The 26,965-nt window shown below is 53.8% G+C and carries 28 protein-coding genes; 26 read left to right on the forward strand and 2 right to left on the reverse strand.

Going from position 1 to position 26,965, the window contains the following annotated elements; translation table 11 throughout:
• Positions 1-98 precede the first annotated feature (98 nt).
• Genes LOK74_RS03715 through LOK74_RS03725 form a run of 3 tightly spaced genes read left to right on the forward strand, consistent with a single transcriptional unit; the run spans position 99 to position 2,894 of the window.
• Complete coding sequence (locus LOK74_RS03715; RefSeq protein ID WP_230045258.1) at positions 99-1,034, forward strand: fumarylacetoacetate hydrolase family protein; 936 nt, start codon at positions 99-101, stop codon at positions 1,032-1,034.
• Between the two features lie 21 nt (positions 1,035-1,055).
• On the forward strand, positions 1,056-2,219 hold the full coding sequence (locus LOK74_RS03720) for a homogentisate 1,2-dioxygenase (protein ID WP_230045259.1): 1,164 nt from the start codon (positions 1,056-1,058) through the stop codon (positions 2,217-2,219).
• Positions 2,220-2,276: 57 nt separating this feature from the next.
• Positions 2,277-2,894 carry a flavin reductase family protein gene (locus tag LOK74_RS03725; RefSeq protein WP_230045260.1) on the forward strand — a complete coding sequence of 206 codons (618 nt, stop codon included), beginning with the start codon at positions 2,277-2,279 and terminating at the stop codon, positions 2,892-2,894.
• A gap of 156 nt (positions 2,895-3,050) precedes the next feature.
• Here LOK74_RS03725 and LOK74_RS03730 read toward each other — a convergent pair whose 3' ends face one another.
• On the reverse strand, positions 3,051-3,275 hold the full coding sequence (locus LOK74_RS03730) for a hypothetical protein (RefSeq protein ID WP_230045261.1): 225 nt from the start codon (positions 3,273-3,275) through the stop codon (positions 3,051-3,053).
• A gap of 192 nt (positions 3,276-3,467) precedes the next feature.
• Here LOK74_RS03730 and LOK74_RS03735 point away from each other — a divergent pair, with 192 nt between their 5' ends.
• The 10 genes from LOK74_RS03735 to LOK74_RS03780 all read left to right on the forward strand — a co-directional run bounded on the left by LOK74_RS03735 (position 3,468) and on the right by LOK74_RS03780 (position 11,355).
• Complete coding sequence (locus LOK74_RS03735; RefSeq protein ID WP_230045262.1) at positions 3,468-3,806, forward strand: PspC domain-containing protein; 339 nt, start codon at positions 3,468-3,470, stop codon at positions 3,804-3,806.
• 97 nt (positions 3,807-3,903) lie between these two features.
• Positions 3,904-4,074 (forward strand): hypothetical protein, encoded by a 171-nt coding sequence (locus LOK74_RS03740; protein WP_230045263.1) that lies wholly within the window; start codon positions 3,904-3,906, stop codon positions 4,072-4,074.
• A 241-nt stretch (positions 4,075-4,315) separates the two neighbouring features.
• Positions 4,316-5,068: an NAD(+) synthase gene (gene nadE, locus LOK74_RS03745; RefSeq protein ID WP_230045264.1), complete on the forward strand. Its 753-nt coding sequence runs from the start codon at positions 4,316-4,318 to the stop codon at positions 5,066-5,068.
• Between the two features lie 156 nt (positions 5,069-5,224).
• Entirely contained in the window at positions 5,225-5,455 is a 231-nt protein-coding gene (locus LOK74_RS03750) for a hypothetical protein (RefSeq protein ID WP_230045265.1), read from the forward strand.
• Between the two features lie 159 nt (positions 5,456-5,614).
• Entirely contained in the window at positions 5,615-6,247 is a 633-nt protein-coding gene (locus tag LOK74_RS03755) for a DedA family protein (RefSeq protein ID WP_230046899.1), read from the forward strand.
• Complete coding sequence (locus LOK74_RS03760) at positions 6,244-6,783, forward strand: YkvA family protein (protein ID WP_230045266.1); 540 nt, start codon at positions 6,244-6,246, stop codon at positions 6,781-6,783. Before LOK74_RS03755 ends, LOK74_RS03760 begins: the two co-directional genes overlap by 4 nt.
• A gap of 47 nt (positions 6,784-6,830) precedes the next feature.
• Positions 6,831-7,778: a 3'-5' exoribonuclease YhaM family protein gene (locus LOK74_RS03765; protein WP_230045267.1), complete on the forward strand. Its 948-nt coding sequence runs from the start codon at positions 6,831-6,833 to the stop codon at positions 7,776-7,778.
• Positions 7,779-8,013: 235 nt separating this feature from the next.
• Entirely contained in the window at positions 8,014-8,967 is a 954-nt protein-coding gene (locus LOK74_RS03770; protein WP_230045268.1) for a hypothetical protein, read from the forward strand.
• On the forward strand, positions 8,964-9,206 hold the full coding sequence (locus LOK74_RS03775; RefSeq protein ID WP_230045269.1) for a hypothetical protein: 243 nt from the start codon (positions 8,964-8,966) through the stop codon (positions 9,204-9,206). Before LOK74_RS03770 ends, LOK74_RS03775 begins: the two co-directional genes overlap by 4 nt.
• Before the next feature lie 112 nt (positions 9,207-9,318).
• Positions 9,319-11,355, forward strand: coding sequence for an SEC-C domain-containing protein (locus LOK74_RS03780; RefSeq protein ID WP_230045270.1), 2,037 nt, complete (start codon positions 9,319-9,321; stop codon positions 11,353-11,355).
• A 135-nt stretch (positions 11,356-11,490) separates the two neighbouring features.
• Here the strand turns inward: LOK74_RS03780 and LOK74_RS03785 are convergent, their stop codons facing one another.
• Positions 11,491-12,717 carry an MFS transporter gene (locus tag LOK74_RS03785; protein WP_230045271.1) on the reverse strand — a complete coding sequence of 409 codons (1,227 nt, stop codon included), beginning with the start codon at positions 12,715-12,717 and terminating at the stop codon, positions 11,491-11,493.
• Positions 12,718-12,856: 139 nt separating this feature from the next.
• Here LOK74_RS03785 and LOK74_RS03790 point away from each other — a divergent pair, with 139 nt between their 5' ends.
• From LOK74_RS03790 to LOK74_RS03850, 13 genes are all read left to right on the forward strand, one after another.
• Complete coding sequence (locus LOK74_RS03790; RefSeq protein ID WP_230045272.1) at positions 12,857-13,810, forward strand: carbohydrate kinase family protein; 954 nt, start codon at positions 12,857-12,859, stop codon at positions 13,808-13,810.
• Entirely contained in the window at positions 13,788-14,702 is a 915-nt protein-coding gene (locus LOK74_RS03795) for a pseudouridine-5'-phosphate glycosidase (protein ID WP_230045273.1), read from the forward strand. Before LOK74_RS03790 ends, LOK74_RS03795 begins: the two co-directional genes overlap by 23 nt.
• A 249-nt stretch (positions 14,703-14,951) precedes the next feature.
• Positions 14,952-16,523: an LCP family protein gene (locus LOK74_RS03800; RefSeq protein WP_230045274.1), complete on the forward strand. Its 1,572-nt coding sequence runs from the start codon at positions 14,952-14,954 to the stop codon at positions 16,521-16,523.
• Positions 16,524-16,704: 181 nt separating this feature from the next.
• Positions 16,705-17,016 carry a hypothetical protein gene (locus tag LOK74_RS03805; protein ID WP_230045275.1) on the forward strand — a complete coding sequence of 104 codons (312 nt, stop codon included), beginning with the start codon at positions 16,705-16,707 and terminating at the stop codon, positions 17,014-17,016.
• A gap of 69 nt (positions 17,017-17,085) precedes the next feature.
• A complete protein-coding gene (locus tag LOK74_RS03810; RefSeq protein WP_230045276.1) occupies positions 17,086-18,786 on the forward strand; it encodes a pyruvate oxidase in 1,701 nt (566 codons plus the stop codon).
• Positions 18,787-18,995: 209 nt separating this feature from the next.
• Positions 18,996-19,595: a spore coat protein gene (locus LOK74_RS03815; RefSeq protein ID WP_230045277.1), complete on the forward strand. Its 600-nt coding sequence runs from the start codon at positions 18,996-18,998 to the stop codon at positions 19,593-19,595.
• A 222-nt stretch (positions 19,596-19,817) separates the two neighbouring features.
• A complete protein-coding gene (locus LOK74_RS03820) occupies positions 19,818-20,615 on the forward strand; it encodes a GNAT family N-acetyltransferase (RefSeq protein WP_230045278.1) in 798 nt (265 codons plus the stop codon).
• Complete coding sequence (locus LOK74_RS03825) at positions 20,591-21,511, forward strand: lysophospholipid acyltransferase family protein (protein ID WP_230045279.1); 921 nt, start codon at positions 20,591-20,593, stop codon at positions 21,509-21,511. The genes LOK74_RS03820 and LOK74_RS03825 overlap by 25 nt, the downstream gene beginning before the upstream one ends.
• A 426-nt stretch (positions 21,512-21,937) precedes the next feature.
• Positions 21,938-22,405, forward strand: a complete 468-nt coding sequence (locus LOK74_RS03830) for a hypothetical protein (protein ID WP_230045280.1) — start codon at positions 21,938-21,940, stop codon at positions 22,403-22,405.
• Between the two features lie 153 nt (positions 22,406-22,558).
• The gene (locus LOK74_RS03835; protein WP_230045281.1) at positions 22,559-24,559 is read left to right on the forward strand and encodes an NADPH-dependent 2,4-dienoyl-CoA reductase; all 2,001 of its coding nucleotides are present in this window, start codon (positions 22,559-22,561) and stop codon (positions 24,557-24,559) included.
• A 105-nt stretch (positions 24,560-24,664) separates the two neighbouring features.
• Complete coding sequence (locus LOK74_RS03840) at positions 24,665-25,510, forward strand: SPFH domain-containing protein (RefSeq protein ID WP_230045282.1); 846 nt, start codon at positions 24,665-24,667, stop codon at positions 25,508-25,510.
• A complete protein-coding gene (locus LOK74_RS03845; protein WP_230045283.1) occupies positions 25,510-25,722 on the forward strand; it encodes a type II toxin-antitoxin system antitoxin in 213 nt (70 codons plus the stop codon). Before LOK74_RS03840 ends, LOK74_RS03845 begins: the two co-directional genes overlap by 1 nt.
• Before the next feature lie 120 nt (positions 25,723-25,842).
• Positions 25,843-26,874, forward strand: a complete 1,032-nt coding sequence (locus LOK74_RS03850; RefSeq protein ID WP_230045284.1) for a homoserine dehydrogenase — start codon at positions 25,843-25,845, stop codon at positions 26,872-26,874.
• Positions 26,875-26,965: the final 91 nt, after the last annotated feature.

Consider the following 26,965-nt stretch of genomic DNA (forward strand, 5'->3'; position numbering starts at 1 on the left):
GGCATCAAGGGACGTATCCCGTGCGGGCAGACATTGGCGCGGAACTGGGTTTTTCTTTCTGTGCCGGCATTGCTGCACATAGAAGGAGGGATTGAACGGTGAAACTGGTCACTTACAAGTACAAAGAGAAAGCAGCCACTCCTTGGCGGGCTGGTCTGCTGGTTGAGAGAGGTGTTCTGGACATCGGCGAGCAGTTGTCCGGGGCGCCGGAGCATCTGCTCGGTTTGTTGGAGCAATGGCAGCGGTGGAGGGACCCGCTCCACCGCCTGGCCGGACAGCAAGGAGTGGAAGCTCTGCCGCTGGAGCAGCTCCTACTGGGGCCTCCACTACTTCGGCCGCGCAGCTTTCGCGATTTTTACGCATTTGAAGAGCATGTCAAGACAGCAAGAGGTCGTCGCGGTCTGGAGATGGTGCCCGAGTGGTACCACTTTCCGGTGTTTTACTTCTCCAACGCCGCCGCATTTGTCGGACCGGAGGCAGAGGTTGTTCGCCCCCGTGCCACCCGCTGGCTGGACTATGAGCTGGAGATCGCCTGCGTGATCGGCAAGGAGGGGGTCGACATCCCGGTGGACGAGGCGGATCGGCATATTGCCGGTTTTTGCGTGCTCAACGATTGGAGCGCCCGGGATCTGCAGCGGGAGGAAGTAAAGGTGGGGCTCGGTCCGGCGAAGGGAAAAGATTTTGCCACCTCGTTGGGACCGTATCTGGTCACACCGGATGAGTTGGAGGACAGGCGTGTCGACGGTGAACGGGGTGCACGCTACGACCTGACGATGACGGCCAAAGTAAATGGGAAAGAGTATTCACGAGGTAACTTTCGCGACATCTACTACACCTTTGCTGAAATGATCGCCCGTGCGTCTGCCGACTGCACGCTGTATCCGGGGGACGTGATCGGCTCCGGAACAGTTGGTACCGGCTGCATTTTGGAGCTTGGCGGCGACTACCCATGGCTGGAGCCGGGCGATGTGGTGGAGTTGGAAGTGGAGCGTCTCGGGGTTTTGCGCAATCGGATCGCGGAAAAAAGAGTCTAACGGGGAAGGGAGAGGGAGGATATGCCGTTTTATCATCGGCTGGGGAGCTTTCCCCACAAACGTCATACCACGTTTTACAAGCCGAATGGCGAGCTGTTTCGTGAGCAGTTGATGGGAACCAAGGGATTTTCCGGGATTCAGTCGATTTTGTACCACCACAATCCCCCGACACAAGTGAGGGAGGCCAAGCGCTATGCCGACCTCGACTTGCAGTTTGTGCCGAGAGAGGTGTTGAAGCACCGGCACTTTCTCAGTTTTGATCTGCCTCCCGGCGGTGACCCGATCAGCGGGCGGAGATATCTGCTGGGCAACCACGATCTCGTGATGGGTGTCTGCGTACCGACAGAGAAGATGGATTACTTCTACCGGAACGCGGAGGGAGATGAACTCCTGTTTGTACACGAAGGCGAGGGAGAGTTGCAGACGATTTTTGGTACCGTTCCTTATCGAAAAGGGGATTACCTGGTGATCCCGATCGGCACCACTTATCGGATTGAACCAACCAGCAAAAGCAGCCGATTTTTGGTGCTGGAATCACAAAACGAGATCGTTCCACCCAAGCGCTACCGCAATGAACATGGCCAACTTCTGGAGCACTCTCCGTTTTGCGAGCGGGATATCCGGCCGCCGGAGCGGCTCGTCACTTACGATGAAGCAGGAGAATTTGAAGTCCGGGTGAAGCAGAACAATACGCTGTACAGCTATACATTCGACTTCCATCCGTTTGATGTAGTAGGATGGGATGGGTATCTTTTTCCCTATGCGCTTAGCATTTACGACTTCGAACCGATTACCGGTCGGGTCCATCAACCCCCGCCGGTCCATCAGACGTTTGCCGGCCAAAACTTTGTCGTCTGTTCGTTCGTCCCGCGGCTCTACGACTACCATCCGCAGGCCATTCCCGCTCCCTACTATCACAGCAATGTAGAGAGTGACGAGGTGCTCTACTATGTGGACGGCAACTTTATGAGCCGCAAAGGGGTTCACGAAGGATCGATCACACTGCATCCGATGGGCATACCGCATGGGCCTCATCCGGGCAAAGTGGAAGCCAGCATCGGTAAGAAGGAGACAAAGGAGCTGGCCGTGATGGTCGATACATTCCGCCCGCTCCAGGTCACCCGCCAGGCGCTTGAAGTGGAGGATTCCAACTACATGTACAGCTGGCTTCCAGCGGAACAGTGAGCGAGTCAGGGATGATTTGATGGCGGATCGCCAGTCTGGATCAAGGAGGAAAAAGACGTGGAAATCGATATCGGCCAGATTGGGCGACAGGAGAAGTACAAATTGCTGATCGGCAGCGTAGTGCCGCGGCCGATCGCTTGGGTCAGCTCAATCAGCAGGGACGAAGTGGTCAACGTGGCCCCGTTCAGTTATTTTAACGTCGCCTGTATCGACCCGATGATGGTCTCGGTAGCCGTGGCGCGCAAACCCGGCAGTGTGCCGAAGGATACATCGCGAAATATTCAGGAAACAGGCCAGTTTGTGATTAATATGGTAGATGTGCACAATGTGGAGGCGGTGAACCAGTCATCGGCCGACTACCCGCCGGAGATCAGTGAGGCCGAGGCCATCGGACTGACGCTCATACCGTCCAAGGCGGTCAAGGTGCCGCGCATCGGGGAATCGCGGATCCACTTTGAGTGCAAGCTGCACCAGGTGGTGACGCTGGGAGAGCCTGCTGCCTCTGATCTAATCATTGGCGAGGTGGTCTATGTGCACATCGATGATGAACTGTACTTTGACGGGAAAATCGATGTCGACAAGTACGCCCCGGTCAGCAGGATGGCTGGACACAGCTACGCCAAGATCGGTGAGATGTTTGACAGGCCTCGTCCCGTATACGAAAAAAAAGAATAGCTTCCCACCAGGACGGCGGCCTGTAGACTGGCTCATAGAGTTTAGTCTGCAGGCCTCTTCTCTGTCTGCATCCTCACACCCAAGGAGATCGTGAGAAACAGCTTGCTGCCACTTGCCCAGCAGCGCCCAGCAAGACATGTCCCTTAGTTGAATCACCTAACGGTAGATGGAGAGGCTGTCCGGGCGAATCGTCCGCCCATAATCGCTATTGGTGCCGCTGTTTGCCGGTGTCCCGTATGGGGTAAAAGGGGGTTGCTGTCCATCCGGCCGCACTACGTTGATCTGATAGTAATAATCCGGATCACTGTAGGTGGCCGGTTGCTGGCTCTCGGGAGTAGCTGGGCTGCAACCCGTCCCGATAGCCGCAAGCCACAAAGCCATCCCTACGCAGCCTGCTCTTTTCCTGTCCACGTCAATCACCTCGTGCTGTTAGCGTGTTCCCGCTGAATCCGTTTCATTCATCCCGCCGTGGCTCCCTCCGACCTGAGACGGAGTTGAAATCCCACTGGAGCCAGTTCTACGCGGAGGGGGTACTAGGGTATCTTGTAAATAGACAGAACGAGGAAGGGAAGGATGCAAATGAATCGTTTGTACCGCTCTCGCGATGATAAAAAGCTGTTTGGACTGTGCGGCGGACTGGGCCAGTACGTGGGCGTCGATCCCACATGGATTCGTCTCGGACTGGTTGTCGTGACCCTTTTTACCGGGTTGCCGATTCTCTTGTACGTGCTGGCAGCGATGATCGTGCCAAAAGAACCGTTTTGGGGTCGTACAGGAGATCCGTTGTGGGACGATTGGGCGCGTCCTTCGTCGGACAGCCTGGATGATGAGATCGACCGACTGGAAAAACGGGCGTTGCAGCAAGAGGTATATCGACTGCGCAGCGAGCTGGCCAAGTACCAGGCCCGCTGAAAAAACTGCCCTTGTTGTCATATCGTGTCAACATCAGCGAAATGCTGCATACGATGTAAGGTGGAAGAAAAGGCCTTACATAGGGAGGGGAAAAGCAGTGTATCTCGGTGTGTTTGACATGCGTCAGCGCCTGGAACAGACGCGGAAAATTCTTCGGGAGAAGCAGCATCTGAAGGAACTGATCGAAGAAGACATTCGCGAATTGGAAAAAGACGTACAGGCGCTGGAGGAAATGTTGGTCGTACTCCCCGACAAACAGGCAAAATAGGGAGTTTGTCGGCAATATAACGAGATGGAAGCCTTTTGCGGCCCATCTTTTCTTTCTATACATAGGTGTGATCCGTATGAGGCCGTTGCTCCGGCACGGCCCGACTGATCGCTCTCGCGGAACACCACCCCTTATCCTCCTGTAATCGTTCTCCGGGGGGGGGGCCTTGCCGGTTGCCACCTCAGTTGCCACATGATAGGATGAATTCCGAGAGCACTGCTTGGTGAGGAGGGGGATTGCAGTGGACAAGTTTCAGGAATACTTGAGACGATATCAGCAGGAGATTGATCAGGATATCAAAAAACGGACAGACTTTCTTTACGAACAGATCATCGGTCAGGGGCTGGGCGGGGCCGTTGTAGGGATCTCAGGCGGGATCGACAGTGCGGTTACAGCGGCGTTATGTGTACGTGCCCTTGGCAAGGAGCGGGTCATTGGCGTCTGGATGCCGGCGTACTCCCAGCAGATACATGCCGAGGATGCACAAAAGCTGGCTGAAGCGATTGGGCTCAATCTGGTCTCCGTTAACCTCAGCCAAGCGTATGATGCCATCGTGGATGAACTAGACCGCGTCGTTTCGTTGGATGACAAAACCAAGGGCAACACCAAAGCCCGGCTGCGGATGACAACGCTGTACGCCATTGCCAATCAGAAAGGGTATCTGGTTGTAGACACCTGCAACCGCAGTGAAATCTACGTTGGCTACATGACCAAAGGGGGCGACGGTCTGGCTGACATCAATCCGGTGGCCAGCTTGACCAAACACGAAATGCGCCTCTTGGCGGTCGAATTGGGAATCCCGGAGTCGATCATCACCAAAGCGCCGTCCGCTGATTTGTGGGCCGGACAGACGGATGAGCAGGAGATGGGCTTCACCTATGAAGAGCTGGACCGCTATTTGATTACCGGTGAGACTAGCCCCGAAGCACGGGAAAAAATCGAACGACTGCATCGCATTTCCGAGCATAAGCGCAGTTTGATGCCGGACGTATAAGCAGTAACGGCTGACCGATGCACGTTCCGCAGACCGGTTGCGAGTAGTGGCGGTTGTCCGTAGCGCCAGGCGGCAGTGGATCGTTGATTCTTCGCTGCGTTTGTACGATAATATCATGTATCACAGATCTTTGTTCAAAAAGAGGTGGAATGGGTTATGTCGACAACGGAATTGATGCTGCGGGCCAACTTGGAGGGACGGGTACTCCGCACGCTACAGTCGTACTTCCGTCGTTCCAATCTGGTTTTGCTCCGCGAAAGTTTGTGGGCGACTGGCTTGGAGGAAGAACAGGTAGAGGAAATCATGTCCCTTCTGGATCAAAAATATACGGTGAGCGAAATTATGGAGGTTCTGCGCGAAAAGAACGTGTTTCACCAAGCAAGATAATACGTCTTTATAGCAAAGCACATCGTGTAAACCGACCGGCCCCGTTTCTGTAAGGAGCCGGTTGTCCTCTTTTTGCATCCGTCAGGGACAAGTACTAGTGGCTCAGAAGTGTCAGACAACGCGGGAAATGTGGTGAAAAGCTTGCAAGAATTTGTGCAGATGATCCAACCCTATATAGTGGCGTACGGATATTTCGCTTTGTTTTTTTTGTTCTTCCTCGGTATTATCGGCATGCCGTTGCCGGAGGAGACGCTGCTGGTTTTTTCCGGCTTTCTGGTCTCCATCGGCCAACTGGAGCTGGTACAGACGATCCTGGTCTGTTACCTCGGCTCGATTAGCGCGATGACCGCTGCCTACTGGATTGGGCGCGTGCTCGGTTATCCGTTTGTCGAAAAGTACGGACGCAGGTTTGGGTTGGGGTATGCTGCATATAAACGTACCGAGGAATGGTTCATCTCAATCGGAAAGTGGTCGCTTCCGATCGGCTACTTCATTCCCGGCGTTCGTCAGTTTACCGCCTATTTTTCCGGTATCACCAAGCTTCCATTTCCCGTGTTCGCCTTGTTTACGTATAGTGGCGGTTTGTTTTGGAGTGCCTTGTTTGTCATACTTGGCTGGCAATTGGGGGCGAGGTGGGAGCAGTTGTTCGAACTGATTGCCCGCAATCTGGCTGTGTTTTTCCTTCTCCTGTTGGCGGTCATTCTCATCTGGTCCTGGTTCCGCCGCAGATCTCGAGAAAAAAATGGCAGGCGCTCGCCGTTGCCCCGAACCAAAGAGGAGGGTACGCGATGAACGAAGAGAAAACAGAACAAGAGACCCAAGGAATGGCCAATGTGCCGGCTGTTCGCGAGCCGAATCAGCTTGTTCAGATTACATTGCCCAAGGAACACCAACGGTTTTACGACAAGCTGCGCCGAAAAATCGAGCAGTTTGTCCGTGAGAAAGGGATGAGCGACAAGACGGCGGAATACCTGCTGCTGGCACCTGACTTGTTTGTGCTGCTCTCTCGCCTCGTTCTGGACAAACGAGTCCCGTTCCAGGCGAAAGCAGTCGCCGGTGCGGCTGTTGCTTACTTTTTATCTCCGATTGACGTTATTCCGGAGGTACTCACCGGGCCTCTCGGTTTTCTTGACGACGTGGTGCTGGCCGTCTACGCGCTGCGGCGGATCCTCGTTGATGTGGATCGCAGCATTGTTTACGAACACTGGAACGGGCAGCAGGATCTGCTGCAGACGATCACTCGCATCATCGAATCGGCAGACGATCTGGTAGGGAAAAAGGTGCTGAGCAAACTGGAACGAAAACTGACAGACAGCCTGCGGAAATAAGGAGCTGCAACCCAGAGAGAGAACCGCAGGAGAGGAGATTGAAAACAATGCGATATCTGCATGACTATACAGAAGGGGAAAGACTGATCGCTTTCTGCCTGATCAAGAGTCGGGAGGTAGCGGTTGCCAGCAACCAGCGCGAGTATATGAATCTGGAGGTTGGCGACCGCTCCGGCAGCTTGCAGGCCAAACTGTGGGATGTGACGGAAGAGCTGAAAGCGATGCTGCAGGTGAAATCGATCGTCAAGGTGGACGCGCTGGTGCAATCCTACAAGGGGAAAAAGCAACTGGTCATCCAGCGGGTGCGATTGGCTGTACCAGACGATCAGGTGGCGATGGAGACGTTGATTCCGGCATCTGAGCGCTCCTTTGAGGAGTTGTGGGAGCGTCTTCAATCCTATATAGGAGCGATCAAAAGCGGGACGCTGCGTGCCATCGTCCAGCATATTCTGGCGTATGATACTTGTGCGGAGCGGCTGCGTTGTTATCCTGCAGGGGTAAAGATGCACCACAATTACTATCATGGCCTTCTGGAACATATCGTCTCCCTGCTGACACTGGCGGAGCAGTTGATCCCGCTCTATCCGCAGATAGAGCAGGATGTGTTGTACGCCACCTGTATCCTGCACGACATAGGCAAGCTAGACGAGCTGTCGGATCCACTTGCCCCCGACTATACCACCCCCGGGCAGTTGATCGGCCATTTGGTGATGGGGGTGGAACGGCTGAATGAAGCATGCCGCCAACTGTCGATCTCTGCGGAAGAGAGTGAAGTCCTTCACCTCAAGCACTGTATTCTGAGTCATCATGGCGATGTGGAAAATGGATGGGGGAGCGCCGTATCCGGCAAAACCCCGACCGCGGTCCTATTTCACTACCTTGATCAGATTGACAGCAAGATGAACGCACTGCAGCAAGTGATCAACGGCGCACAGGACGAGGAGGAATGGGTGTACGCTCCAGCACTGCGCCGCAGAGTGTGGCGTGGGTACTAGAGGATGCTGCTTCGTGCAGCCCAGTTGTCAGGCAAGCCCTGGCAACTTTTTTGTCTTTCGGAACCCTTGCCTTCCGGTGTTCGATAAACGAGTCCTATCCGTACATGAGTGACACACGTCTCTCGCCCACAAAAATCAGTTGATTGCTGTAGGAGATTTTGGCTTTTTGTAGAATACCTAGTTATTCCATGCTTTGCTCCCCAACAATGTGGAAAAAAGATGAAGGAGAATGTCCATGAGACGGCCAACCTATACGATCACGAGCATCATGAAGAAAGCATTTCGGCCAGGGGAACGTTCCCTTTCGCGCAGCGAAATCGTGGAGCGGCTTGAGGTGGGATTGCAGGCTGCTGGAATAGACGGAAATGGCGAAGAATTTTTAACCAGGATTCTGCATATCCCGAATGCGCCGATACGCGTCGGACGAACAGAGGCGATCATTGAGCTTGTCCATCAGCCGCATCAGCTGTTCGATCTGGCGTATCGGTATCTCCTGGATGCACAAGTGCCGAAAACGGCGGAGCAGATCTTCCGGGAGGTCCGCAAGCGGACGCAGTTCTCGTGGAATCAGATCGCCCGCATACTCATACTGGAAAGAGACCCGCGCTTCGTCCAATATGAAAACGATGATCGCTGGTTCCTGGCAGAGTGGAAACTGGCCAATGACCACGTTTACGAATATCTCGTGTCAGCCAAAGCGGCACCGATGCCGCTTCGCGCGGTATCCTATACGATGGAACGGGAAATAGGCTTGTCACCGAAAGAATACGTCTTTTTGCCGGAGCTGGATGATCGCTTCCAGGTGGAAACAGGTACTGTCCATCTCACGTCTGCGGAGCAGTCCGAAGCCACTGAGAGCGAGGCAGACGCGGAACAGAGGCAGGCCGAGGCAGAAGTCGCCGCAGCGACGACTTCACCGGAATCGGCACGACAACAACTTTCTCTGGAGGATGATTGGAGCATGAATAGTACCGCTGTTAAGACAAATGTGCAAAAAGAAGTGAACGATTTGTTAAAACAGGCATTGCACTTACTGGAAAACCGCAATCAGGAAATGGGGCAGGAAGTGGTGGCCCGCTTTCAGGAGAGCGATATGCGCTCAATAGAGGGATTAATGAAAGAAAAGCAGCATAATGAGCAGGTGGTACTTGGCATTAAGCAGGTACTCGCAAGCTTGGCCCAGCAATGATGGACAGCAAGCCTTCGATCGATTTGGCGCAGCGGTTCGCCCATTTGCGGGAGATTGTCGTGATGTACCGCTCGCGCCTTACACAACTGGAGGCGGAAGTACTGACGTTGTTTGAGGTCAACGAACTGGAGGCGATTGCATCAAGCATTCGCGAACGGGAACGCATTGAACGGCGTGTTGAAAAACTGGAGGAGTTCGTCTCACGATGGGAAGAGCAGGACGATCTTCGCATCGATTGAGGCGAGAACCAGTATAACTTGTGCATTCGCGATATACTATACATGAAATGGAACGAAACGAACTGTTGTCAATCCTGGCCTCGTTGCCGGGACGAAAGGAGAACCTACCCCAATGTCAGTCGGTAGAAACGAACTTTGTCCGTGCGGAAGCGGAAAGAAGTATAAAAAATGCTGCGGCATCGTCACCTCAATCAGCCAGGTGCGGGAGCGGAAACTTCGCAGTGCGTATGATGAAGTGAACGAGCGTTTGAACACATACGTATCCAAATCCTTCTCGCGTGAGGAGATCGAGCAGGCCAGGCAGCGATTCGCCCGGGAGACCGGGCTTACTGCAGAGGAGGTGCAGCACCCGCAGTGGGCGATCCACTTTTACAATTGGTTCGTTTTTGATGATCAGACAGATGGTACCACTGTCGTGGAATCGTTTTTTGAATCAGATGGGCGGCGCGTCGAACATGATGTGCAGCAGGCCTACCTTCAGCTTACGTTAGGGCTGTACGAGATTGTGCATCGCGTGGACGATGTATTGACAGTACGCTCGCTTTCCGGTGGAGATTTACTTCAAGTGGTTGCAGCCAATGTAATCAAAACGAGGCCGGGGCAACTGCTGCTGGGAAGGCTGCTCCCGTTTGGACAGCGTTATCAACTGTTCACCGGCAGCATCGTACTGCCTGCCGCACTAAAACGCCAGTTTGCCCAATGGCTGGCGAAGGTAGGCGAGCGCGACCTGCGACGCCATACTACCCGTCTGTACCGGTTCTTGTTAAAACAGGGGAATACAGCCAAAGCCGGAAGCAACCCGCCAGAAAAGTTGATTCGTTCCGTGTGGCATCCATCCAATCTACCAGCGGTTCGGGAGGCTCTGCGCACTCACTCCGCTTTTGAATTGAAGAAAAGAGACGAGTCACAGGAGATCTGGGTGTATGCGGCCCGTAAGGAAGGCGGATTACTTGCTGCTTTGGATAACGCACTGGTTGAACTGCACGAGGTGCAGGGGGAGCTGCTGGTAGGCGACGAAACGATCGCCTTCGAAGGATTTCCGGACGCATTATCGTCTTTGACGGAGAACCTGCCGTTGCCAGAAGCCGAAAACGAACAGCCGATCGACAGGCTCACATCGAGCGGTTCCAGACTGACGCGTGGAACTATTTTCATCACCAGTCAACCCCCTCTGCCCTCGAAAGTGATGCAGTGGGCCGTGCAGACCTACTTTGCAGAGAAATGGCTGGTGACGCCACATCCTGAGATTGAGGATTTGCCGCCGTTGCTGGTTGCTGCCGCAGAAGATGACCGTCTAAAAGCAAAGCTGGAGAAGGTGGTAGACCAGATTGAGCAGGCGCGAGAGAAAGGGGCAGGACCAGGCCGGTTTATGCGATTGGACTTGATCCGACCGCGTTTGTCTCTCCCCAATCGACAGTTGTCCATCGAAAATTTGCTGAAACGGCCCTTGATCGATGGATTGCCCGCCGACTCATTTACGGTTCATCCGGATCGTCTCGCCGATATTGCAGCTTTCGTCAGGGAAATGACGGAAGGCAAGTCGGAATCGACAGTGAAAAAGTACGACGAGGCGATGAATCTATTCCGCAGCTTTCTCCGCAGTGCGTTTGGCAGAGGATTTGCCTGGGAGGAGTTGCGTCGGGAGGAGGTAGCCTACTTCCTCGTTCACGATGTGTTGAGACGAACGGACACGTCGACCAAAACACTAGCCGGCAACTTGCTATCTGTGTTGAGCGCATTTTTTAAATGGCTCGACAAGCAGCATGAGATTGACCTGAGCGGCCAACTACAGCCTCTCTTGTCTGCCCTGAAGGAGGAATTGCCAGAAGCATATAGGCTTCGCGGCCAACTGCAGAAGCAAGCCGTAACTCGTCTGCACGACCATGATCAACAGCCGGAACGGGTGACAGAGGAGGCGCTTCTGGTACTATCTGCCGAGGACGCGGGCTGGCAGGTGAAAAGGGGCAACGGAGAAGAAATACGGCTGCAGATGGATCAGCAGGAGGAGCAGCTTCCCTCCGGGGACTGGATCGTCTTTGCTCTGATCGGTCAAACGGCTGACGGTAGATGGCATCTGTATGGCTTGCCTGAATTGTATCCGCCACTAGTCGCAGAACTGCTGGGAGTACGACGAAACGTGCTTGTCTAATATAGTTCCACGATGTGCAAAAAAAAAAGCGCTGCCGGTGACGGGCAGCGTTTTTTAAAAGGATACGATTAAGGATAATCGTTAACATCATTTACCATTGGAGGTGCAGGTCATCGTTTCCCCTGACGTTTTTTCTCATAGCGGTTGCGTCGCTTGCTGTGTCCAGGCCTGCAGCCTCTTGTCAGTAGGCAGCAAAAATCCGAGCAGCCCAATCGCCGGCATGATCGCGCAGAGCATCATCACGGCAAACAACCCCTGCTGGTCGGCGAGCAGTCCAAGCGCATATGCGCCAATGCCTCCCATCCCAAACGAGAAACCGAGGATCAATCCGGATACGGTGCCGATTTTGCCTGGCAGAAGTTCTTGGGCGTAGACGACAGTAACGGAGAAACTGGACAAGAGAATCAAACCGTCAACAAACAAGAGTGGAAATGCCCAGAATCCCTGGACAAACGGGATAAACAGACTGAGCGGCAGCGTTCCCACTGTAGATGCGATCAGCATGTTGCGCTTGCCAAAGCGGTCGGCTAATGGACCGCCAAACAAGGTACCGACAGCGCCTGCGAGCAGAAACAAAAACACGTACAGTTGAGCCAGCTTCACTTCATAACCGAAAACGTCAATCAGATAAAGCGGATAAAACCCTTGCAGGCCGGCATAGACGCAGGAGCGAACGCTGACAATGATGATGAGCAGCAAAAGAGCGATCTGCCGTTTCGTGAGATGGGTGACGATGGGAACGGCTCCTCCACGACCGCGCTGCCGCTGTTGGCCTGCATACCAGTAGGCGACGAAAATCAACACGCCAAGGGCGGCTGACGCTGGAATCACAAACCAGGCTGCGCCGAATTGGCCAAATGGTACAAACACGAGAGCAGTCATCAATGGAGCCAGTGCCTGTCCGGTATTGCCGCCAACCTGAAAAATGGACTGGCCCAGACCGCGTCGGGAACCGGAAGCTAGGTAGGCGACACGGGATGCTTCCGGGTGAAAGATGGCGGAACCTACTCCGACAAGCGCAACGGAGAGTAGTACCACGAGGTAGTGCTCTGCCAGGGCGATTCCCAGCATCCCAAGTCCAGAGGCCAACATCCCGACTGGCATCAGAAAGGGACGAGGCGTACGATCCGACAGATAGCCAACCAGAGGCTGCAGCACGGAGGCTGTAGCATTCATCACCAGCAGGATCATACCCAGTTGGGCATAGTCGAGGGTTAGGCTGTCTTTCAGGATGGGCAATACGGCTGGAATTACCGCTTGCAGGCTGTCATTCAACAGATGAACCAGGCTGATCGCAAACAAGACACGATAAACGGTTGGCGTATGAATCGGATTCACGGGCATCAGCTCTCCATTTCTCATTATGACGAGTTCCACCCTCCGCTGGTCATACTGCGGACGGAACGTCTTGTTGATCTTTCCATCATAACAAAAAGACTGGTAAAATGGGTACGGGGAAACGAGTCAGATTGTGTTGGCAAGAGGATGGAGGGAACCATTCATGAGATTGAGACGTTGGCTGGCAATCGGTGGAGCCAATCTGGACGTGAAGGGCGGGCCGCATTCTACTTTGCGTCTGGAGACAAGCAATCCGGGAGTTGTGCGAACGGCTGCGGGAGGAGTAGCCCGCAATGTGGCAGAAAACGTGGCTCGTTTAGGCGAAGAAGTAGCGCTGCTGGCACTTGTCGGTGAAGACAACGACGGCGAGTGGCTGCGACAGGAGACGGCAGCAAGCGGTGTTAGTACAGCCGGCATGTTCCGCCTCGGTGGCCAGCGAACCGGGCGCTACCTATCGGTTCACAACGAGTCGGGTGAACTGGTCGTAGCCATCGCTGACATGGAGATCAATGAAGCGTGGGACGATACGCTAGTCAACAGCGGTGTCCAGCTAATGGACGAAACAAGCGGCGTTTTTCTTGAGGCCAACCTGCCGCGGCCGGTGATGGAGCAGTTTCTCGCTGCTGCTCACGCACGCGGCTGCCCGATAGCGGCAGATTCTGTCTCGGTTAAAAAAGCGGAGAAATGGTGCGGCCTCCTGCGTGATATCGCCTTGATTACCCCGAGCAAGTCAGAAGCAGAGGTGTTAACCGGACTGACCATCACAGATCAGGCAGGTGTGGAACGAGCGGCAGCATCACTGCTCCAGCAAGGTGTGCAGCGAGTGATCATCACTTGCGGTGCAGACGGGGTGTATCTGATGAGCCAGACAGAATCCTGCTGGCTGCCTGCGCCGAGGGGACCTGTGCATGATGTGACCGGAGCGGGTGACGCTTTTACGGCAGGTGTCATGTACGGGTTTATGCGAACTGACTCGTTGATCGAACAGGCAGCATACGGGCTGGCTATGGCCGGAATGACCCTCGCCAGCAAACATTCGGTCGCCCACGAGGTAAATGCCGATAAACTGAATCAGGCAAAGGAGGCCTTTTTACGTGAAACTGGATATCAAACCTGAAGTGGCAGAAGCGCTGGAAAAAGGAGAGGCCGTCGTCGCACTTGAATCGACGATTATTTCGCACGGTATGCCTTACCCGCAAAATGTGGAGACGGCAGTGGCAGTCGAGGAGATCATCCGCCGCGCCGGTGCTGTCCCGGCAACGATCGCTATACTTGGCGGCAGATGCAAAGTAGGGCTGACTCACGAAGAGATCGAGCAACTGGCCCAAACGAGTGACGTGATCAAGACCAGCCGCCGCGACCTGGCTTACGTCACGGCGAGGGGACTAAACGGTGCCACCACAGTGGCAGGCACGATGATCATCGCTGAACTGGCCGGTATTCGCATCTTCGTTACCGGCGGCATTGGTGGTGTGCATCGGGGAGCCCAACAGACGATGGATATCTCGGCCGACCTCAGCGAGCTGGCGCGGACAGAAGTGGCCGTCGTTTGTGCAGGGGCAAAGTCAATTCTCGACATTGGACTCACCCTGGAATACCTGGAGACTCAGGGTGTGCCGGTGATCGGCTACAAGACGGAACGTTTTCCCGCCTTTTACAGTCAGGACAGTGGCTTCTCTGTTCCGCACTCGCTCTACAGTGCGGCGGAAGTGGCGGAAGTGCTGGCTGAGAAACACCTGCTGGGTCTTAGCGGCGGTACCGTTATCGCCAACCCGATTCCAGACGAGCACGCTCTGCCTGCCGAGGAAATCGAGAGTGCGATTGAAGAATCGCTGCGTGAGGCAGAGAGGAGAGGCATCGCGGGCAAAGAGGTAACACCCTTTTTGCTCAGCAGGTTGGGGGAGATCACCGGTGGAAGAAGTCTGGCGGCTAACATCGAACTGGTGAAGCACAATGCCCGTGTAGGTGCAGAGATTGCACTGGAATTGGCCAAGCGAATGAAAGGATAGACAGTAGGATCTACCCTGATCTTGTCGAATGATTCCTACCGTTGTAGATCTTCGGTAGGGATTTTTGATGTTCGAAACATTTATCTACAAATACTCGACTGCCTATGCTAAAATAATGAGCAGGGTTTTGACCGCCAACGGCTAAGGTGTGGCGGTCACCAAATTTTTCTGCCGGAACCGACTGACAGTTTGACGTTGACGCACCTTTCACAGATTTCAGAAGGATACATACAAGGAGTTTGATTGTTTATGCCCGAGACGGTCGCGAATCGACGCACCGCTTCTTCCAAAAGACGAACGAAGCCGTCGCGACGCAAAAAATGGCGGCGGATTCTCACCTTGTTTGCGCTGTTTATGATCCTAGCTGTGGGCGGAGTGGCCGCCGCAGTTGTATACCAACTCAATCATGCAATCGAGAACGTTACGAAAAATCCTTATGAAACGCCATCAACCGACGGAAAACCGGTCGAGACGGATTACGAATCGGAAAAACCGCTCTCATTCGTTTTGCTTGGGCGGGATACGCGAAAGGGGTCCGGGTCACTCAATACCGACGTGATGATGGTCGCCGTGGCCAACCCGAAGACGAAAAAGGTAACCCTGCTATCGCTGCCGCGGGACACGCGCGTTAAAATCCCCGGTTATCGCGGTTATCACAAAATCAACGCTGTGTTTGCCAATGGGGAAGCAGAGCGCCGCCAGGCGGAAGCGAGCGGTCAGACGCCGACGGAGAACGGCATGACCCTGACCAAGAAGACGCTGGAACACATGCTGGGCATTCCGATCCAACACTATGTCGAAGTAAACTTTGATGGGTTTAAGGCGGTCATCGACGAACTGGGCGGAATTGAGGTTAATGTGGACCGCAAACTGGTTTACGATGATCCGAGTGACGGTACCCATATCTATCTGGAGCCTGGGCTGCAGTTGTTAAACGGCGAGCAGGCACTGGGGTATGTACGTCACCGCATGGACAACAGGGGACCTCGGTACTATTCCAGTGATTTTGACCGCAACCGACGCCAACAGGAAGTGGTAAAGGCGGTTGTGGAAAAGATGACCTCCTTTGACGGCATCACGAAGGTTCTTAATGTGATTGGCACAGCTAGTGAGTATGTCCATACGGATCTGTCCAAGGATCAGATCAAAGGGCTGGTTTACGATTTTAAGAGCTTCCGTTCCCAGGACATCACAGTACTGGAAAACGGAGCAGTCTGGAATTCGGTACTGAGTAAGACGCTTCTGCCGAAAGAAAATATGGAAAACATCCGTTCGACGTTGATGCGGGAGATGGGTGTGACTATGACTGCCGATTTGAGCGATGCGGCGATTGCTGAATATGCGGCTGCAGAGGTAGCCAGCCATCGCAGCCAGCAACAGCGGGAAGCGGCAAAGCCTGAACAGAAGTCAGAGAAGCCGGCGGACAGCCAGCAGGAGCAGCCGGATACAGCCAAGGAAACCGATGGTGATGGAGAGAGCGGTACCAATGGCACCACTCCACCGCCTGACATCGATGTCCTGGTACCGCAACAGCCGAATCAGGGTGGCACAGGTGAACCGTCCCAACCACCTGCATCTGGCAATAGCGAAAGCGAGCAAGACCCTGAGCCGAATACCAATCCGGGCAGTCTGGAGCCTCCACCGTCAGGAACGGAGGATGGGGGAGCCGCCAACGGGGGCAACGGGAGTGTTGCACCGCCACCGGATATTGCTCCCCTTCCAGGGACTACCTTCCCTGCGACAGAGCCGACAGGCGGAGAAGGAACGGAGACACCAACGGTTACCCATCAGTCAAATCAAACGAATACGTCAGTTGGTTAGAGAGATTACGGTCAGGAGGGATTCACCACCCCCTTTTGACCGTTTTTTGTTGTGCGCGCTGCCTGCTTTCTGTGTCCAAGTGCAAGAAAGGGATTCGCAAAGAGAAAATTCGTGGTAAGATAGGAATACGAATAGTAGACTGATACTTCTGAACATTCCAGGCAGTGAGGAGGAATGCCGCATGGTGCTGTTTCTGATTAACATGGGTCTTATCATCTTATTTTTATATCTGATTAGCCGTCGCCCGTATCAGGACGTCGTCTACGACGAAGAATTTTTCCTGCGCAATCCATCTGCGCTGGAAGAATATCAGCAAATGCCAATCGAATTTCAGAAAGCCTTTTTCCGTAAACATAAAGACTGGATCAAGGAAAAATACTTGCGCGGGGAAAGCTACGTGCTCGGTTTCTGCCCCAACAAGGAAATCCGCCGTGCCTGGCTGTCCGAATTCGTTAGTCAGAAAGAGTGGAAGACTCCCTCTCCTTTGCAATAAGGAGGGGGTTTCTTTTTGCCGCAACTGCACACAATAACCCTGAACCCATAGGCAAAAAGGAGAGATCGTATGTTTGGAAAGAATGCGGGAGATGTGCTGGTTGAGCTCCTGATTGAGTGGGGGGTTGACCATATCTACGGAATGCCGGGAGACTCCATCAACTCGCTGATCGAATCGATACGAAAAGCAAAGGACAAAATCAAGTTTATTCAGGTGAGACATGAGGAAGCAGGGGCTTTGGCTGCCGCCGCTTATGCCAAGCTTACAGGAAAGTTAGGTGTTTGCACCGCTATAGCCGGGCCAGGTGCGATCCATCTGCTCAACGGTCTTTACGATGCGAAGATGGATAAGGCTCCGGTATTGGCCATCACCGGTCAGGTAGAGACGGATCTGATGGGGATTGACTACTTTCAGGAAGTAAATCTGGAACGAATGTTTGCTGATGTAGCTGTGTACAACCAGCGGATTATGTCGGCGGAGCAGCTGCCGGCCGTCGTCAATCAGGCGATTCGCACCGCTTATGCCAAGCAAGGTGTTTCTGTACTGACGGTGCCCGACGACATACCCAAGATGGAGGTCGAGAGAGAAGCGCGCAGAACGAGCACATTTGTCACCAGCCCCTACATGCTGCCCCAGCCTGATGATCTGCACAAAGCAGCAGAACTGCTGGACAAGGCGGAGAGACCGGTCATTCTTGCCGGACGGGGGGCCCGTGGAGCACGAGAGTCTCTGCTTGCTCTGGCGGAAAAAATTGCTGCACCCATCGTGCTCTCACTTCCCGGCAAGGGGGTTGTCCCGGATGAACATCCATTCTGCCTCGGAGGATTGGGCTTGATTGGAACCAAGCCAGCCTACGAGGCGATGAGAGAGGCGGATACCCTGCTGATGGTGGGAGCCTCGTATCCGTTTACTGGGTTCTTGCCTGATGATGCGGCCACGATCCATATCGATACCGATCCGACTCAGATTGGCAAACGCTATCCGGTAGATGTCGGTATGGCCGGCGACGCTGCAAAGAGCTTGTCCCATCTCATCGGACAGGTCACGCGGCATGAAGACCGGGACTTTCTGGAGCGATGCCAGCGAAACATGCGGGAATGGTGGGAGAAGATGGAGCGGCAGGAGGCGGACCCAGCCAAACCGATCAAACCACAGCGCGTCATCCATGCCTTGCAGCAAGTGGTGAGTGACGATGCGGTACTCTCTGTCGACGTGGGCAATGTGACAGTCTGGGTGGCACGCAACTTCCGGATGACCAATCAGCAGATGGTCATATCCAGTTGGCTGGCAACGCTTGGGTGCGGTCTGCCAGGAGCGATCGCCGCCAAAATCGCATACCCGCAAAAACAGGTATTTGCGATTTGCGGTGACGGCGGATTTGCGATGACGATGAATGACTTCGTGACGGCAGTGAAGTATGAACTGCCAATCGTCGTGATTGTCTTCAACAATCACAAGATCGCCATGATCAAATTTGAGCAAGAAGTGATGGGCAACATAGAATTTGGCACCAATCTGCACAATCCTGACTTCGCTCGGTATGCAGAGATTTGCGGCGGGATCGGTTTTCGGGTCGAGACGGCAGACGAACTGCTGCCGGCGATGCGGCAGGCACTGGCGCTGGGCAAACCATGCATCATCGACGTGCTAGTTGACGCACTGGAAGCGCCGATGCCGTCCAAGATCACCTTTGGACAGGCTGCCGGATATGCCAAACATATGCTGAAGGAGCTGTTTGAGGAGGGCAAGATTGAAGTGCCGATGCGGTAACGAGCTGCAGAACCGGTAACGGGTTGCACGAATTGCGGCAGCTGCAAAAACGCATCTCTTCACCGTTTCCCCTGCGAGTAGGAGGAGGCGTCCTCTCCCAGCAGGTTCGTCCAAAAAAAGGGCAGAACGTATGTTGAAGGAGAGGTTGTTTGGGCATACTTGTAAGGGTGACGCATCACCAACATCACAAGAGGCAAGGAGGATTACATATGGCAGCACAGTATGGTGCGCATGAAGTCATGGAACTGCATGAAGTGTTGACAGACACGGTTGATGGGATCAACCAGTTTGAGTTGTACCGCCCCTATGCCAAAGATCCGCAACTGCAGTCGATCATGGATCGGCACATCCAGTTTATGGTTCAAGAGTACAACAACTTGGTGAACGCCTTGAACCAGCAGGCGATGGCAACGGGTGGCACCGGCTACCGCACCCCGCGTACGGCGGCTGGCATGTCACCGACATACGGACTAAACAACCCTGCACCGCAAACCCCGAACACTTCGCCCAACGAAATGAACGACCAAGATGTAGCAAGCGGCATGTTGGGCTGTCATAAGTCTTCAGCGACGATGCGGATGGTGGCGACGCAAGAGATTGCTAATCCTCAGCTTCGCCGGATGGTACAGCAATGTGCGGTTAACTCTTCTGAGATGGCGTACGAGACTTTCCAGTACATGAACCAAAAAGGGTACTATCAAGTTCCGACGATGAAAGATATGACGACCAACACCGTCATCAGCACCTATCAGCCAGCTCAGATGCCGATGGCAACCCAACAACAGCAGGCTCAACAACCGTATCAGTAAGCATTGACAGTTGTAAGCTGTGGCCATCGACGAAAAGGTTCTCCCGCCGCGGAGATCCTTTTTTTCTTTGCCGAATATATGAAGACGATGTAAAACAGTGTCGGATTAACGTAAATCCTGTATGGTCCAGGTAAAGATTTTTTAAAATAAATCCCCATAATCGATTATGAACCACAGTTTTGTAATAAGTTTTAAGTAGGGTGAGCGGAAGGGGGAAGCAGTATGCCGTTAACGGTAAAACTGGCGGAAACGGAAGAAGAGAGGAATAGAGCGTTTGCTCTGCGTCATCAAGTGTTTGTCCAGGAAAAGGGGAATCATCCGGATGGCAGTCAACTGGGAATACAGCTCAATGAGCGGGAAGAAGACGAATACGATGCGATCAGTGAACACATCATTGTTGTGGATGAAGAAACGCGAGAAGTCATTGGGACGTACCGCTTGGTTGACGGAGGGACTGCTCTTCGGACACTTGGTTTCTATTCTGACCGATTTTTTCAGCTGCACCCGATACGATCGAAGTTGACCGATACGATCGAGTTGGGGAGGAGCTGCATCCGTGCTGATTACCGCAGCGGCAGGGCGATTACCCTGCTGTGGAGAGCGATCGGAGACTTGATGATCAAACGACAAATCCGCTTTTTGATTGGCTTGACCAGCTTATTCCCTTCTACCAATGAGGAGTTGATGCGAATCTATACCTATCTCATTCGGCATTATCGGATGGGAGACGTTTGGCTGGAGGCGAAGAGCGAATATCGAGTGGCAGGAGTTGGTGAAGTGGAACTAGTCGACTCCGAACAGGAGATGTTCCGGAAACTGCCCCCGCTCTTAAAAGGGTATCTGCGGGCTGGCGCGTGCGTCGCCGGGGAGCCCGCCTATGATCCGGGGTTTGGTTCGACACTCTTCTTTACGATGCTCGACAGCAGACAGATCGCTGAACGATATCGCCGCGGCTTTCTGACTCGCACACCGATTGAGAGAGAGGAGAAGGTTACTTGTACGAGTGGGTCGGACGTCTGACCGGCCATCTCGACCGACTGCCTGGCATAGCGAGGTGGATCAGGTGGGTCCCCCGCCCGGTCATGTTAGGGATCTGCAGTCTGTTGGGCTGGCTGGTTTGGAAAAAGGAGAATCACCTACGCACGAAAGTGCTGGACAATATGGGGGAAGTGCTGACGAATCGAAACCAACTGCAGATTGGCAAGGAGTGCCGCCGCTATTTTCGCAATTTCTTCATCACGGTGTATGAGGTTTTGATCGACTCGTTCAGACTGGAGCAAACAAAGCGATGGCGATTTCAGGTGAGTGGGGAGGCAAACCTGCAGGAGGCGCTCTCCGCTGGTAAAGGGGTGATTGTCTTTACTCCGCACCTGGGAAACTTCTTTTACTATTACTGGTATCTGAGCCGCAGGTACCCGTGTCTGACCGTCGTAACCGCCGGAAGTCCTGAGTTGCGCCCACTCTATTTGCTGTTTCAGCAGTTGGGATGCCGGGGATTGGATTACGATGCTACGCCGCCGATGCAGTTGATTCGGACGTTGAGAAAGCATTTGCGACAAAACGGGGTTGTTTTTCTGCTTGGTGATTTTTGGCGCCCGACGTTTCCGCAAGCCAGGCTGTTTGATCGGATCACCCGCAGTCCGGCTGGAACCACAGCCCTGGCGTTGGAACAGCAAGTACCGGTCGTTCCGTTTTACGGGTATCGTCGAAGAGGGTTTCGGCATCAGCTGGTGTTTGGACCAGCCATTCACCTGCATCAGACATACCGTCCCGACCAACGAACAGAAGCGACCAATCATCTCAATCGGTTTCTTGAAGACGCTATCACTACAGTTCCCGGGCAGTGGCTCTATTGGTTTAACGCGGAGCACAGATGGGAAGAAGTCGATACGGCGGCAAGACAAGCAGAGGGGTAAGCGTGTGGTGGCTGACGTGATGGAGCAACTGATGAACGGACGAACGGAGAAGAGCTAAGCGGAAAAGGAAAAAAAGAGACGCTGCAGCGTCTCTTTTGATATTTTATTTTCTCTATATAGCCCGTTCAGATGTTCCACTTTGGCGCGAATCTCTTTTTTATTTCTTTCTCTATGACATTATGACGAGCTAATTACCGATTTGTTTCGTTATATGCGTGATTTTTTTCAGGGAGTTTTTGGGATCTCACAGGGGGAGCCAGTTTGGTCAGAGTAGGGATGGATATGTGGTGGTGGCAAGCGACGGATGATACATGATAGCGATAGCGAGCGGCACTAGCCTGCTCCTTCCTGTGGTATACTGGTGGAACAAAACCGGAAATGGGATCAGAGGATCTGGCTGGTGGACGAACAGGAGGAGCATAACGGATGTTGAGTATGTTGACTGAACAACTGCAGATCCATCTGGGACAGGTGGGTGTGATTACCAATCTGTTGGTACGCACGGAGCAATCTCTCTACAGCGATGAGGAGAGCCACGAGGTTGAGATCTATGTCGCGGAGGAAGAAGGAGCTTGGGATAAGCCGCTGGCTACGATCCATCTATACCCCCTTGCAGAAGAAGAGGCAGTAGAGATTGAAGCGGAGATTCAGTACCCTGTCGTTGATGGTAGTCCGGATCGCTCACTTCTGTTTGAACGGGTCACTTTAGTCGGCGTGGAGGCTGCAATCACAGAGAAGCACCGTTTTCTCGGGCCGCAGCAAATGGTGGAATCGGTTTTGGTGCTTGATTTTCACTTTGTCGTTGCTTCTCCCCGGTCGGCTGAGGAGGAAACAGAGGTGGAGGGGCAACTGATGCGGCTTGCCAGACAGATTGGGACCTTGCTCCGGCTGTAGGCTATAGCGAGATAGAGAGGAGCACGCCATTCGCCTTAAATACAGATCGCCTGGGGTTTGTCCTTAAGCAGGAATTAAGCGGCGAAAACCGAAATAAAAATGAATGAATGTTCATTCTGTGTTGTTGAGAGCAAGCACAAAGGGGGAATCAGAATGTTAAAGCGCGTATTCCAACCGATACGTTTGGCCGATACCACCTTTCCCAATCGGATCGTGATGGGATCGATGCATGTCGGCTTGGAAGCTCTTGAAGGCGGCATGGAGCGGTTGGCGGCCTTTTATGCAGAGCGGGCGAGAGGAGGCGCAGGTCTGATCGTCACAGGAGGAGCCGGCGTCTGCCCCGAAGGAGGACTGGGCAATAAATCGGCCAGCATCTATGCAGACGAACATGTGGAGCAGTTTCGGCCTGTGACCAATGCCGTTCACCGGGAAGGGGGAAAAATCTTTCTACAGTTGTTTCATGCTGGACGCTACGCCTATAAAGAGATGACCGGATTGGACCCCGTTGCCCCATCCCCGATCCAAGCACCGATCAATCGAACGGCACCGCGTGAGCTGCGCGACGATGAGATTGAACAGACGATTGAAGCCTTTGCAGCCGGAGCTCGCCGTGCACAGGCAGCAGGTTTTGACGGTGTTGAGATTATGGGTTCGGAAGGGTACCTGATCAACCAGTTCCTGTCACCGGTAACAAACCGGCGAACTGATCGGTGGGGCGGCGACCTGCAGAATCGGAGCCGCTTTGCCCTGGAGATTGCTCGCCGGGTCAGAACGGCTGTCGGCAAGCAGTTTCCAGTGATTTTTCGCATGTCAGGCCTTGATTTGATTCCACACAGCACCACGCTGGAAGAGACGATCCGGTTCGCGCAGATGCTGGAGGAAACCGGAGTCGATGCGCTCAATATCGGGATTGGTTGGCACGAGTCACAGGTACCGACAATCGCCATGATGGTGCCGCGGGGCTCCTTTGTCTGGGTCGCCAGCGAGATCAAGACGGCGGTCACAATCCCGGTGATCGGCAGCAATCGAATCAACGATTTGCGCCTCGCCGAACAGTACCTGCAGGAAGGATTGTGTGACATGGTTTCACTGGCTCGTCCTTTTCTTGCAGATCCACAGATCGTGAACAAGAGCATGGATGAACGATTTGACGAAGTGAACACCTGTATCGCTTGTAATCAAGCTTGTCTCGACCATATTTTCTCAGGGCAGCCGGCCAGCTGTTTGGTTAATCCAGAGGCCGGCAGGGAGCATGAGTTGGCTATTCGGCCTGCGGCGGAAAAAAAGCGGATCGCGGTGGTTGGTGCCGGACCGGCAGGCATGGAAGCTGCGCGGGTGCTGGCGCTGCGAGGTCATCAGGTTGTCTTGTTTGAACGGGACAGCAAGATCGGCGGCCAATTAAACTATGCCCGCCAGGTTCCCGATAAGCAAGAGTTTGATGAGACACTTCGCTATTATCGGATACAGCTTGCCAATCATGGCGTCAAGATCCGCTACGGTACGGAAGTGTCGGCAGAACGATTGGTATCGGAAGGGTTTGAGGAAGTGATTTCCGCTACAGGAGTGATTCCTCGTCAGCCAGAGTTGCCGGGGATTGATCTACCCCATGTCGTCTCCTATGCCGATGTATTTGAAGGAAGAGTAGATGTCGGACAGCGGGTCGTGATCGTCGGAGCGGGTGGTATCGCTTGTGATCTCGCTCATCTGTTGACGGATTCACGCCGTCTGTCGGCGGATACGGCTCATTATCTGCTGGAGTGGGGCGTGCTCGATACTTCTTCACTGGAGAGGCTGAAAGGCAGCAAAAGGTCGGTGACGATGCTGCGACGCGGGAAGCAGGTGGGGACTGGATTGGGCAAGACGACGCGTTGGGCTGTGCTGGCGCGACTAAAGCATCAGGGCGTAACCATGTTGACGGAGGTCGCATACCGGGAGATCACGGAAGAGGGGGTTCGGATTATCCACGAGGGCCACGAGCGGATTCTGTCGGCCGATACAGTAGTAATTGCAGCAGGGGCTACCCCGAATAACCGCCTAGCTGACGAATTGCGTGGTGTTCTCCCTGTCCATGTGATCGGTGGAGCGCGGGAAGCGGGCGAACTGGATGCCAAACGGGCGATATTGGAAGGGGCTCTGCTGGCCAGACAGATCTAAGAGATATTTTCCATTCCTCTCCTGTGACATTGATTTACAAAAGTGATATCATAATGATATCGAATCAATATCACTTTTGAAATGAGATACAGGGAGGTTCAACAAATGAATGAACGGAAGGTATGGGCTGTCAACGGGTTTATCGGTGTTTTTGTCATTGCGGTACTGCTTGTACTGGGTGTTATGGCCTTGTTCAGCCAGGTGAGCATACTGTTTGGGGTTCTCATGATCTTGCTGGCTGTTGTATTGGCTACGGGGATTGTGATCGTGCAGCCGAACCAGGCAGTCGTGCTGATTTTCTTCGGTAAGTATCTGGGCAGCATCCGCGACAGCGGTCTGTGGTGGAGTATCCCGTTTACACTGCGGCGCAGCGTTTCCTTGCGTGTTCGCAACTTCAACAGTGCACGACTCAAGGTAAACGATGTGGATGGCAACCCGATCGAGATTGCCGCCGTCATCGTGTTCCGCGTGGTCAATTCGGCCAAGGCGCTGTTTGATGTCGATGACTACGAAGAGTTCGTGGAGATTCAGAGTGAGACAGCACTGCGTCATGTTGCCAGCCGCTATCCGTATGACAACTTTGAACAGGAAGGCTACTCCTTGCGCGGCAATACGGACGAGATCGCAGAGGAATTGGCTCATGAACTACAGGAACGTCTGTCTGTCGCAGGAGTAGAAGTGATCGAAGCCCGTCTTACGCACCTTGCTTATTCGACAGAAATCGCCAGCGCGATGCTGCAGCGGCAGCAGGCAGCGGCGATTATCTCCGCTCGCAGACTGATCGTACAAGGAGCAGTCGGCATGGTGCAGATGGCGATTGAGCAGTTGCAGCGTGATCAGGTAGTTGAGTTGGATGAAGAGCGCAAGGCGGCGATGATCAATAATCTGATGGTTGCCGTTGTCTCCGATCGCGGCGCGCACCCCGTCGTTAATACAGGAACGATATACTGATGGACAGGAATGGAATCGTATGTCCGGTAAAAAAAAAGTTCCTGCTGAGGATCGATCCCAAACTGTACGAGGTGCTGGAGCGATGGGCCGCAGATGAGTTTAGAAGCGTAAATACACACATCGAATACGTACTGCGCGAAGCGGCCAAAAAGACGGGGCGGTTGACAATCGGTGAATCGGGTAAGAAGAGTCAGGGCGATGATGAGGAATAGAACAGAATCCGTGTTTTGATGCCACTTACCGGCACGCCTGTCCTTAAGGCGTGCCATTCATTGTATGGTTGCACCCGATTCGAGTGAAAACGGCAACTGCTGAAAGAAGGGGAAGCGGACGTGAGACGATGGAATCTGGCGATTAGTGGTTTCGGTACGGTTGGCTGGCATGTGGCGCAACTGCTTGCCGAACGGCAACAGCGATACGCTGCTCTCTATGGAGCAGATGTCAGGGTGACTGCCGTATGCAGTTCCAGGCAGGGAATTCATGATCCAGCGGGAATCAGCTGGGAGCTTTTGCGGAATTGCAGCAAATCCAATGGGGGTCTGGATGCGTCTGGACAAGCATCAGCAGCTTGTACAGGTGCAGCATATCTCTCCTCTAGCGGCGCCGATGTGCTGATCGAAGCGGGGCCAACTGACTTTCATACTGGAGAACCAGGATATACCTACATCAAGACGGCATTGACGCAGGGAATGCATGCGATCGTTATCTCCAAAGGAGCGCTGGTCGTGGATTATCCCGGACTTGCCGCGATCGCGGACGAGCGAGGTGTCCAGTTGAAAATCAGCGGTGCCACGGCCGCTGCTTTGCCGACCGTTGATCTGTTCCGCTACAATCTGACGGGCTGTGAGGTCGATGAACTTAGCGGAATCCTCACAGGAACCGCCAACTTTGTGCTGACGTTGATGACAGAACGGAACATCCCACTGGCAGATGCGGTGAGGGAAGCACAGCGGCTGGGAATTGCTGAAGCCAATCCCCGCTTTGATCTGGACGGTTGGGATACCGCCTGCAAACTGACCATCCTCGCCAATGCGGTCTTTGGGGGCAAGCTGAAGCTGTCCGACATAGACGTTTCGGGAATCGATCAGGTTGAGAAAGACCTTGACCGGTATCGCAGCAGCGGACAGGTGCCAAAGCTGATCGGCCGCTTGACGCAAACAGCCGGGCGCTTGACAGCACAGGTCGGGTGTATGTTCTATCCGCTTGTTCATCCGTTTGGCCATGTCAAGGGAGCGACCAAGGCGATCCAGGTAAAGAGCAAGGAGATGGGAGAGCTGGTCGTTATCGGCGGCGCCTCTGATCCACGGGCGACAGCTGCTGCAGCACTAAAAGATTTTGAACATCTCCTGCTGATGGAGAAATAACACCCTAACACCCTGTCGATAGCTTGTCAATTGGTGGAATGTTTTGTCGAAGTACTTCCTCTTTACTCGGAATTTGGTGCACAATGGATGT

The organism is Brevibacillus humidisoli (genome assembly GCF_020923435.1).
Classification (GTDB): Bacteria; Bacillota; Bacilli; order Brevibacillales; family Brevibacillaceae; genus Brevibacillus_E; species Brevibacillus_E humidisoli.

Coding starts and splice junctions, on each gene's coding strand:
- LOK74_RS03810 (WP_230045276.1), top strand. CDS start 17,086: ATGTTTGGAAAGAATGCGGGAGATGTGCTGGTTGAGCTCCTGATTGAG.
- LOK74_RS03755 (WP_230046899.1), top strand. CDS start 5,615: ATGATCCAACCCTATATAGTGGCGTACGGATATTTCGCTTTGTTTTTT.
- LOK74_RS03760 (WP_230045266.1), top strand. CDS start 6,244: ATGAACGAAGAGAAAACAGAACAAGAGACCCAAGGAATGGCCAATGTG.
- LOK74_RS03735 (WP_230045262.1), top strand. CDS start 3,468: ATGCAAATGAATCGTTTGTACCGCTCTCGCGATGATAAAAAGCTGTTT.
- LOK74_RS03800 (WP_230045274.1), top strand. CDS start 14,952: ATGCCCGAGACGGTCGCGAATCGACGCACCGCTTCTTCCAAAAGACGA.
- LOK74_RS03835 (WP_230045281.1), top strand. CDS start 22,559: ATGTTAAAGCGCGTATTCCAACCGATACGTTTGGCCGATACCACCTTT.
- LOK74_RS03840 (WP_230045282.1), top strand. CDS start 24,665: ATGAATGAACGGAAGGTATGGGCTGTCAACGGGTTTATCGGTGTTTTT.
- LOK74_RS03785 (WP_230045271.1), bottom strand. CDS start 12,717: ATGAGAAATGGAGAGCTGATGCCCGTGAATCCGATTCATACGCCAACC.
- LOK74_RS03750 (WP_230045265.1), top strand. CDS start 5,225: ATGTCGACAACGGAATTGATGCTGCGGGCCAACTTGGAGGGACGGGTA.
- LOK74_RS03845 (WP_230045283.1), top strand. CDS start 25,510: ATGGACAGGAATGGAATCGTATGTCCGGTAAAAAAAAAGTTCCTGCTG.
- LOK74_RS03765 (WP_230045267.1), top strand. CDS start 6,831: ATGCGATATCTGCATGACTATACAGAAGGGGAAAGACTGATCGCTTTC.
- LOK74_RS03775 (WP_230045269.1), top strand. CDS start 8,964: ATGATGGACAGCAAGCCTTCGATCGATTTGGCGCAGCGGTTCGCCCAT.
- LOK74_RS03770 (WP_230045268.1), top strand. CDS start 8,014: ATGAGACGGCCAACCTATACGATCACGAGCATCATGAAGAAAGCATTT.
- LOK74_RS03720 (WP_230045259.1), top strand. CDS start 1,056: ATGCCGTTTTATCATCGGCTGGGGAGCTTTCCCCACAAACGTCATACC.
- LOK74_RS03790 (WP_230045272.1), top strand. CDS start 12,857: ATGAGATTGAGACGTTGGCTGGCAATCGGTGGAGCCAATCTGGACGTG.
- LOK74_RS03820 (WP_230045278.1), top strand. CDS start 19,818: ATGCCGTTAACGGTAAAACTGGCGGAAACGGAAGAAGAGAGGAATAGA.
- LOK74_RS03780 (WP_230045270.1), top strand. CDS start 9,319: ATGTCAGTCGGTAGAAACGAACTTTGTCCGTGCGGAAGCGGAAAGAAG.
- LOK74_RS03805 (WP_230045275.1), top strand. CDS start 16,705: ATGGTGCTGTTTCTGATTAACATGGGTCTTATCATCTTATTTTTATAT.
- LOK74_RS03830 (WP_230045280.1), top strand. CDS start 21,938: ATGTTGAGTATGTTGACTGAACAACTGCAGATCCATCTGGGACAGGTG.
- LOK74_RS03815 (WP_230045277.1), top strand. CDS start 18,996: ATGGCAGCACAGTATGGTGCGCATGAAGTCATGGAACTGCATGAAGTG.
- LOK74_RS03730 (WP_230045261.1), bottom strand. CDS start 3,275: ATGGCTTTGTGGCTTGCGGCTATCGGGACGGGTTGCAGCCCAGCTACT.